8 protein-coding genes are annotated in these 8682 nt (G+C 74.4%); 2 read left to right on the top strand and 6 right to left on the bottom strand.

The window, feature by feature from the left end:
• Positions 1–143: 143 nt before the first annotated feature.
• Together purH and ACFVS0_RS17335 are read right to left on the bottom strand one after the other, a co-directional pair.
• Positions 144–1766 carry a bifunctional phosphoribosylaminoimidazolecarboxamide formyltransferase/IMP cyclohydrolase gene (gene purH, locus ACFVS0_RS17340; RefSeq protein WP_430550387.1) on the bottom strand — a complete coding sequence of 541 codons (1623 nt, stop codon included), beginning with the start codon at positions 1764–1766 and terminating at the stop codon, positions 144–146.
• Between the two features lie 186 nt (positions 1767–1952).
• Positions 1953–2525 (bottom strand): helix-turn-helix domain-containing protein, encoded by a 573-nt coding sequence (locus tag ACFVS0_RS17335; protein ID WP_430550388.1) that lies wholly within the window; start codon positions 2523–2525, stop codon positions 1953–1955.
• Between the two features lie 91 nt (positions 2526–2616).
• On the opposite strand from ACFVS0_RS17335, the gene ACFVS0_RS17330 reads away from it, so the two are divergent.
• The gene (locus tag ACFVS0_RS17330) at positions 2617–3636 is read left to right on the top strand and encodes an SDR family NAD(P)-dependent oxidoreductase (protein ID WP_430588632.1); all 1020 of its coding nucleotides are present in this window, start codon (positions 2617–2619) and stop codon (positions 3634–3636) included.
• A gap of 64 nt (positions 3637–3700) precedes the next feature.
• On the opposite strand, the gene ACFVS0_RS17325 is transcribed toward ACFVS0_RS17330, so the two are convergent.
• The gene (locus ACFVS0_RS17325; RefSeq protein WP_430564642.1) at positions 3701–5014 is read right to left on the bottom strand and encodes an MFS transporter; all 1314 of its coding nucleotides are present in this window, start codon (positions 5012–5014) and stop codon (positions 3701–3703) included.
• Positions 5015–5097: 83 nt separating this feature from the next.
• Here ACFVS0_RS17325 and ACFVS0_RS17320 point away from each other — a divergent pair, with 83 nt between their 5' ends.
• Positions 5098–5685 (top strand): ArsR/SmtB family transcription factor, encoded by a 588-nt coding sequence (locus ACFVS0_RS17320; RefSeq protein ID WP_430588631.1) that lies wholly within the window; start codon positions 5098–5100, stop codon positions 5683–5685.
• A 20-nt stretch (positions 5686–5705) separates the two neighbouring features.
• On the opposite strand, the gene purN is transcribed toward ACFVS0_RS17320, so the two are convergent.
• From purN to sucD, 3 genes are all read right to left on the bottom strand, one after another.
• Positions 5706–6362, bottom strand: coding sequence for a phosphoribosylglycinamide formyltransferase (purN, locus tag ACFVS0_RS17315; RefSeq protein WP_430564640.1), 657 nt, complete (start codon positions 6360–6362; stop codon positions 5706–5708).
• Between the two features lie 60 nt (positions 6363–6422).
• A complete protein-coding gene (locus ACFVS0_RS17310) occupies positions 6423–7679 on the bottom strand; it encodes a DUF6350 family protein (RefSeq protein ID WP_430588630.1) in 1257 nt (418 codons plus the stop codon).
• Between the two features lie 98 nt (positions 7680–7777).
• Positions 7778–8674: a succinate--CoA ligase subunit alpha gene (gene sucD / locus ACFVS0_RS17305; protein WP_429766179.1), complete on the bottom strand. Its 897-nt coding sequence runs from the start codon at positions 8672–8674 to the stop codon at positions 7778–7780.
• Positions 8675–8682 lie beyond the last annotated feature (8 nt).

The following is an 8682-nucleotide window of genomic DNA, read 5'->3' as shown; positions in this document are numbered from 1 at the left end:
GGGGAAAGAAAACACGTCGGAATTCTTCGCGGTCAACCGACCCCGCCCCCGGGGTCAGTTCCGTTTTCCCCCCCGAAAGAAGAACGGGGGGTGGCGCACGTTCTCGGAGCGGAGAACGTGCGCAACCGCCTGTTCGGCAGGGGTCAGTGCGCGAAGTGGCGCGTCCCGGTGAGGTACATCGTCACGCCGGCGGCCTGGGCCGCCTCGATCACCTCGGCGTCGCGGATGGAACCGCCGGGCTGCACGACGGCGCGGACGCCGGCGTCGAGCAGCACCTGCAGACCGTCGGCGAAGGGGAAGAACGCGTCGGACGCGGCGACCGCGCCGCGCGCCCGCTCCTGCCCGTCGGCGAGCGTGTTCGCGCGCTCGACGGACAGTCGGCAGGAGTCGACGCGGTTGACCTGGCCCATGCCGATGCCGACGGCGGCGCCGCCCGAGGCGAGCAGGATGGCGTTGGACTTGGCGGCGCGGACGGCCTTCCACGCGAACGCCAGGTCGGCGAGGGTGGCCTCGTCGGCCGCCTCGCCGGCGGCGAGCGTCCACGACGCGGGGTCGTCGCCCTCGGCCTGGAACCGGTCGACCTCCTGGACGAGCATCCCGCCCGAGATCGGTCGGTTCTCCGCGACGGCGTGCGGCGGCGTGTCCACGACGAGCAGGCGCACGTTCTTCTTGGCCTGGAGGATCTCCAGGGCCTCGGGCTCGAAGCCCGGGGCCACGACGACCTCGGTGAACACGGGCGCGATCTGCTCCGCAGCGGCCTTCGTGACGACCCGGTTGGCCGCGATGACGCCGCCGTACGCGGACACGGGGTCGGTGGCGTGCGCGCGGGCGTGCGCCTGCGCGATGTCGTCGCCGACGGCGATGCCGCAGGGGTTCGCGTGCTTGATGACCGCCACCGCGGGGCCCTCGTGGTCGTGCGCGGCGCGCCACGCGGCGTCCGCGTCGACGTAGTTGTTGTAGCTCATCGCCTTGCCGTGCAGCTGAGTGGCCTGGGCGAGGCCGGTGCCGCCGTCGGTCCGGGTGAACAGCGCGGCCCGCTGGTGCGGGTTCTCGCCGTAGCGCAGGACGGCGGCGCGCTCGAACGTGGCGCCCGCGACGTCGGGCATGTGCGACTCGAGCGCCGTCTCGTCGGGCGCGTAGGCGCTCGCGAACCAGGAGGAGACGGCGACGTCGTACTGCGCGGTGTGCGCGAACGCGGCGGCCGCGAGGCGCTTGCGCTGCGCGAACGTGAAGCCGCCGCCCTGGACCGCGGCGACCACGTCGTCGTACCGCGCCGGGTCGACGACGACGGCGACGCTCGGGTGGTTCTTCGCCGCGGCGCGGACCATCGAGGGCCCGCCGATGTCGATCTGCTCGACGACCTCGTCCGGGCCGGCGCCGGACGCGACCGTGGCCGCGAACGGGTACAGGTTCACGACGACGAGCTCGAACGTCTCGATGCCGAGGTCGGCGAGCTGGGCGAGGTGGTCGGCCTTGCGGGTGTCGGCCAGGATGCCGGCGTGCACGCGGGGGTGCAGCGTCTTGACGCGCCCCTCGAGGCACTCGGGGAAGCCGGTGAGCTCCTCGACGCGGGTGACGGGGACGCCGGCGTCGGCGATCTTCGTGGCCGTGGAGCCGGTGGAGACGAGCTCCACGCCCGCGGCGTGCAGGGCGGTGGCGAGCTCGGTCAGGCCGGTCTTGTCGTAGACGCTGAGCAGCGCACGGCGCACGGGGCGCTGCGCGTCGTCGGCGAGCTGGACGTCGGGGGCGGTGGGTGCTCCGGACATGAGTGTCTTCTCCTCGGGCGGGTTCTCGCGGAAAGACCCTCGCACCCAGGCGGGCGGCGCGCATGGCGGGACGTGTCGGCCGCTCCCCGGTGGTGACCCACCCTCGCCAGTCACGGCCGCGGCGAGTCTACCGAACGTCGTCCTCACGAGTCACGACGGGGGTCACGACATCGGTCGCGACAGGGGTCACGGCAGCGCCACCTCCATGCCGAGCAGGCGCCAGGCCCGGGCCGCCGTGTCCGCGCGGTCCGCCGCGGGCCGCCGGGTGAGCGCGCCGGCCACGAGCTCGACGCCGAGCATGAGGTCCTCGACGGTGGTGCCGGCGGGCACCTGCCCGGCCTCGAGCGCCGCCTGGTGGTGCGCGGCGAGCACGGCCGCGACCCGCTCGCGCAGCTCCAGCATGCGCCCCGGCCGGTCCTCGACCAGCAGGTCGACCACCCCGACGGACTCGATGGCGTGCCGCGTCACGAGCCCGAGGAGCTCCGGCAGCGCGGCGCCCGCGGCCGACGCCGCCTCCAGCGCGTCCACGTTCTCCTCGACGACGGCGGCCACGAGGGAGACGCGGTCCGGGAAGTGTCGGTAGAGGCTGCCCTGCCCGACGCCGGCGCGGCGCGCGACCGCGCTGAGCGGCGCGGCCGTGCCGGACTCGGCGAAGACCGCGTGCGCCGCCTCCAGGAGCGCCGCACGGTTGCGGGGCGCCGCCGCGGGGCCGGGGTTGCTCCGGGCGGACGGGTGCGGGTTGCTCCGGGCGGTGGGCACCGGAATAGACTAGCAACCGGACAGAGTTGTCCGGTTAGTTGTCCGGTTCGTTGTCCGACGAGTTCGGCATCCACCAGCGAAGGAGACCACCATGGCCCTGTCCGCATCCTCGACCGTCGGCGAGTGGCTCGACCACCCCGTCGGGGGCCGCATCCTCGGCGCCGTCCTCGAGCAGGCCGGCGCGTCGGCCGAGGCGCTCGCCCCGGCGCGCAACCTGCCGCTCGAGCAGCTCGTCGCCCTGTCGAACGGGCAGTTCCCCGCCGAGATGGTCGACGGCCTCGTCGCCGCCTACCGCGAGCAGGCGCCCGACGACGCCGACGCCGCCGACGGCGGCTCCCCCGCCCCCGCGGCCTGGGCCGAGCAGGTCACGCCGGGCCGCTTCGCGGGCCAGACCGTCGTCGTCACGGGCGCGGCCTCCGGCATCGGCCGCGCCGTCGCCTCCCGCGTGGCCCGCGAGGGCGGGCGCGTCGTCGCCGTCGACCTGGCGAAGGAGAAGCTCGACGAGCTCGCGGCCTCCCTCCCGGACGCCGAGGTCGTCACCGTCGCCGGCGACATCACCTCGGCCGCGTCCGTCGAGGAGATCGTGCGCACCGCCGGCGCACGGGTCGACGCCCTCGCCAACGTCGCCGGGATCATGGACGACATGGGCGCGGTGCACGAGCTCACCGACGCGGTGTGGGAGCGCGTCATGCGCGTGAACGTCGACGGCACCATGCGCCTCATGCGCGCCGTCCTGCCCGGGATGCTCGCCGCGGGCCGCGGCCGCATCGTCAACGTGGCCTCCGAGGCGGGGCTGCGCGGGTCCGCCGCGGGCGCCGCGTACACGGCGTCGAAGCACGCCGTCGTCGGTCTCACCAAGTCGTCCGCCGTCATGTACGCGGGCTCGGGCGTGCAGGTGAACGCCGTCGCCCCGGGCGGGGTGGCCACCGGCATCCAGGTGCCCACGCAGGCCGAGTTCGGCGGCGCGCGGCTGGGCCGGTACATGGGCAACATCCCCGGCATCGCGACGGCGGAGCACCTCGCCGCGTCGATCACCTTCCTGCTCTCGACGGACGCCGTGAACCTCAACGGCGCGATCCTCGCGTCGGACGGCGGCTGGTCGGCGGTCTGACAGCCCGGCGAGCCGTCAGGGCCGGGGCGGGACACACCCGCCCCGGCCCTGACGGCTCGGGGCGTCACTCGGCCGGCAGCGGGAGGGCGTCGTCGGCCCAGGTGTCGGGCGTGCCCACCCGCCACAGCGACCGCACCAGGCACAGCCCCACGACCGTCGCGGCGAGCAGCGCGACGAGGGTCCAGAGCACGACGCCGATGCCGCCCGCCCCCAGGAGGCTGCCGCCGACCAGCGGCGCGAACGGCATCGCGGCCACCCCGCTGAGCCCGAGCACCGACGCCAGCCGCCCCTGCATCTCTCCCGGCGTGATCGCCGCCGTGTAGCCCGCCATCGCGGCATTGACGGCCGGGATGAGCAGGGCGCCCACCCCGATGAGCACGACGTACGCGAGGTAGGTCTGCACGAGGGCCATGCCCGCGAACGCGGCGACCAGCACCCCGAGGGACACCACGGTCACGGTGCCGAGCCGCAGCCGCGCGACGAGGCGCGGCGCGAGCAGCGAGCCGAGGAGCATCGAGCCCGCCGCGACCATGTTGAAGACGCCGATCAGCACCGGCGGCACGCCCGTGCTGGCGAGCTCCAGACTGATGCCGATCATCATCCCGCCCAGCGCGACGTTGACCGCGACGAACAGACCCAGGCACGCACGGAACAGCGGCACCGCCCACACGAAGCGCAGTCCCTGCTTCAAGGCGTCGAGCGGACGGGTGGCGCGGGCTGCGGCGTCGTCGCCACCCAGGGGCTGCTTGACGAAGAACGCGCACACGGCCGTAGCCGCGTCTCCTACGACGGCCCCGAGCATCGGCACCACCTGCGCGACACCGTAGAGCGCGCCGCCCAGCGGTCCGCCGAGCATCCCGGCGACGGCGTCGCGCCCTTGCGCGGCGGCGTACGCGGTGGGCAGCTGGGGCTGCGGGACGACGGCGCGGAACGCGCCGCTGATGGCCGGGTCGAGGAACGCGGTGGCGACCGCCGCACCGAAGAGGACTACGACGAGATGCCACGCGGTGAGCCCGCCGAGGACCCCCGCGACCACGACCGTCCCCCACAGCAAGGCCGCCACGCTCGCGGCCACGACGACCAGCCGGCGCCGGTCCGTGCGGTCCGCGACGACGCCGGCCGGCAGCGCCGCGAGCAGCGCCCCCGTCTGCCCGATCGCCGCCACGACCCCCGCGGCGGTCGGCGAGCCGGTGAGCTGCAGCGCCAGAAGCGGCACGGCGAACTTGGTGATGCTGCCGCCCAGCGACTGGGTGGTGAGGCCGGACATCAGCAGCAAATACGGCCGGTTGCGGCGCAGCGGCGCGAGCGTCCGGGGTGCGCCGGCGGTGGCGTTCTCGCTCGCGGTGGACGGCGCTGCGGCCGTCAGGGTCTCGGTCATGAGCACGACGCTAGACCCGCAACATCTATTGCGCAATAATAATTGCGCATCTGATGTTGCGGGATTCTTGCTAGGCTCGCCCCGTGCTGGAAACCATGGAGATCAGCGAGCCCGCGGCGCTGCGCGCCATCGCGAACCCCGTCCGTCAGCGGATCCTCATGCAGCTGTCCGTAGTGGGGCACGCACGCGCGGCGGACCTCGCCGAGGCAATCGGACAGCCCGCCAACTCGGTGAGCTTCCACCTGCGCGTGCTCGCCAAGGTCGGGCTCATCGTCGAGGCGCCGGAGCACGCGCGCGACAAGCGCGACCGCGTGTGGACCAACGTGGCGGAGACTTATCAGATCAAGTCGAACTCCCCCGCAGCCGGGACGGCGATCCTGCGGCCCGCGCTGCGATGGATCTCCGACGTCTTCACGCACGACGCGCGGGACGATGGCGGCGCCCGGCGGCAGTTCCTGCTCACGACGCTCCTCCTCACCAAGGACGAGGCGGACGAGATGGCGCAGGAGCTGTCCGCGCTCGTCGAACGCTGGAGCGAGGAGAACCTGGCGAAGGCCCGTGAGAACACGAAGATCCCGCGCGAGACCTACCAGGTGGTCACCGTGCTGGGCCCGCGCGACGACACGACGGCGGAGGGCGACGGCGACGGCGCGCAGGCGCCGAAGGGCTGACGGTCGAAGGTCGAGCGACCTCAGCCGACGATCGCGCGCCGCCCGTCGACGCGCAGCCCGTCCCGGGCGACACGGCCGACGGTCTCGACGAGCAGGGCGCGCTCGGCGACCTTGATCCGCTCGTGCAGGGCCGCCTCGTCGTCGCCGTCGAGCACGGGCACGGTGGCCTGCGCGAGGATCGGACCGGTGTCGACGCCGGTGTCGACCACGTGCACGGTGCACCCGCTGACCTTCACGCCGTAGGCGAGGGCGTCGCGCACGCCGTGCGCGCCCGGGAACGACGGCAGCAGCGCGGGGTGCGTGTTGACGATCCGCCCGGAGAACCGCTCGACGAACGAGGGCGCGAGGATGCGCATGAACCCGGCGAGCACGACGTAGTCGGGCCGGAAGACGGCGACGGCCTCGGCCATGCCGACGTTCCAGGCGGGGCGGTCGTCGAAGTCCTGCGGGGCCACGACGACCGACGCCACGCCCGCGTCGCGGGCCAGGTCGAGCGCCCCGGCGCCGGGCTTGTCGGAGACGACGCCGACGACGCGGGCGCCGTACGCGGCGTCGTCGTGGGCGGCGAGCAGGGCCGCGAGGTTGGAGCCCCCGCCGGAGGCCAGGACGACGAGCCGGGCCTGGGCCGTGCCCTGGGCGGAGGTGGACGCGACGGGGTGGCCGGACGGGGTCTGCACGACGTCACCCTACCCGCGCACCCTTCGTCGCCCCGTGGCGGCCTCGGAGGCGTCCGCGCCCTACTCCCGACGCAGCCGCGCACCGACCTGCGCGTGCGCGCTCGCCAGCACGACCGCCGCCCCGACCCCGACCTCGACGGCCACGACCGCACCGGTCAGCAGCGGGTCCGCGCCCACCTGCGCCAGCCGTCCTGCGCCCGCCGCGCCCCCGGCCCAGTGCTGCAGCACCCCGGTCATGACGCCCGCGAGCAGCACCACCCCCGCGAGCACCTGGGCCAGGTCGACCCAGCGGACCCGCTCGGGGTCGAGCCGCCGCCACGCGAACCAGCCGGCGAGCGCGCCGCAGGCCACGACGACCAGCGGGCCGGCGACCGTCGCCGTCGGGCCGGACCAGTCGGGGCCGGGCAGCGCGCCCAGCAGCGGCACGGCGGGCAGGGGGCCGGCCTCCGTGCCGCCCGGGGCGAACACGGTGCCCTGCCCGACGGCGAACCCCGGGCCGGCGATCCACGACGTCGCCCACAGCACGAGGTTGGGCAGCAGCGCGAGCTGCGCGACGGCGAACACGACCCCGCCGATCCAGCCCGGGTCGAGGCCGGTCACCACGTCCTCCGACGTCGCCCGCCCGGCCACGACCCACACGAGGGTGAGCGCCGCACCCGTCCCGGTCAGGGCGACGAGCGCGACCGTGCCCGCCTGCAGGCCCAGCCGGGCGACGTCGGGCACCAGGCGGTCGAGCAGGCCGCCGGGGACGACGACCTCGGGCCGGTCCGGCGGCACGAGGACGCCGAGCGCGGCGCCCGCCCCGCCGACCACGGCGCCGCCGAGCGCCGCGAGGGCCAGCCGGGGCCCGGCGGCGGCGAGCCCGTCGCCCCCCGCCACGCCCGCGGTCGCCGCGGCGAGGGCGACGGTCAGGGCGGCATAGGTCATGGTCGCCGCGACCCAGGCCGCCAGGGTGGGCAGCGCGGACCGCTTCACGGACACGTAGGTGGTGAACACGGCAAGGGCGCCGATCCCGAGCGGCACGAGCGTGATCACGCCGCCGCCCGCGTCGATCGGCACACCGTGCCCCAGCAGCCACAGGCCCGTGGCGACGCCGACGGCCCCCGTCCACGCGGAGTCCGGCGACCCGCCCAGCACCCCGACCACGGCGAGCAGCACGACGACCGCCCCGGACAGCACGACACCCTGCACGGTGGACCACGCGCCCGACGTCGCGGCCGCGAACCGCTCGCTCCCCCGGCCGAGGGTCCGCGCGGGACGGTCGCCGTCGACGGTCCGGGCGGTGCGGGCGGTGCGGGTGCCGGGTGGTGCGCTCACCGGCTCATCGTCACCCGGGCGCCCGGCAGAACCCCGCAGACACACAGACGGCGCCCGCCCCCGGAGGGACGGACGCCGTCGTGCGTGGTGTCAGAGCGTCAGAGCGACTTGAGGATCTCGCGCATGAGCTCGGCGGTCTCGGACGGCGTTTTGCCGACCTTCACGCCCACGGCCTCGAGGGCCTCCTTCTTGGCCTGCGCGGTGCCCGCCGAGCCCGAGACGATGGCGCCGGCGTGGCCCATCGTCTTGCCCTCGGGGGCGGTGAAGCCCGCGACGTAGCCGACGACCGGCTTCGTGACGTGCTCCTTGATGTACGCCGCCGCACGCTCCTCGGCGTCGCCGCCGATCTCGCCGATCATGACGATCGCCTGGGTCTCCGGGTCGTTCTCGAAGGCCTCGAGCGCGTCGATGTGCGTGGTGCCGATGACCGGGTCGCCGCCGATGCCGATGGCGGTCGAGAACCCGAGGTCCTTCAGCTCGTACATCATCTGGTAGGTCAGGGTGCCCGACTTCGACACGAGGCCGATCGGCCCCTTGCCCGTGATGGTGTGCGGCGTGATGCCGGCCAGCGACTCGCCCGGCGTGATGATGCCGGGGCAGTTCGGGCCGATCATGCGGGTCTTCTTGCCCTGGAGGTAGGCGAAGACCTCGGCCGAGTCCTGCACCGGGACGCCCTCGGTGATGACGACGATCAGCGGCATCTCGGCGTCGACGGCCTCGATGGCCGCGTCCTTCGTGAACGCCGGGGGCACGAACAGGACCGACACGTTCGCGCCGGTCTCCGCCATGGCCTCCTTGACGGTGCCGAAGACGGGCAGCGTGACGTCGTTGCCCTCGTGGTCCTTGTGGGTCACGGTGGTGCCGGCCTTGCGGGCGTTCACGCCGCCCACGATCTGCGCGCCGGAGTCGAGCATCAGGGCGGTGTGCTTGGCACCCATCCCGCCGGTGATGCCCTGGACGATGATCTTGCTGTCCTTGTTCAGGTAGATCGACATGGTTCTGA

This window comes from Isoptericola sp. NPDC058082, assembly GCF_042885055.1.
Classification (GTDB): domain Bacteria; phylum Actinomycetota; class Actinomycetes; order Actinomycetales; family Cellulomonadaceae; genus Isoptericola.
Note: the sequence above shows the minus strand (reverse complement) of the source record. Positions and strands in the feature narration are given on the sequence as shown.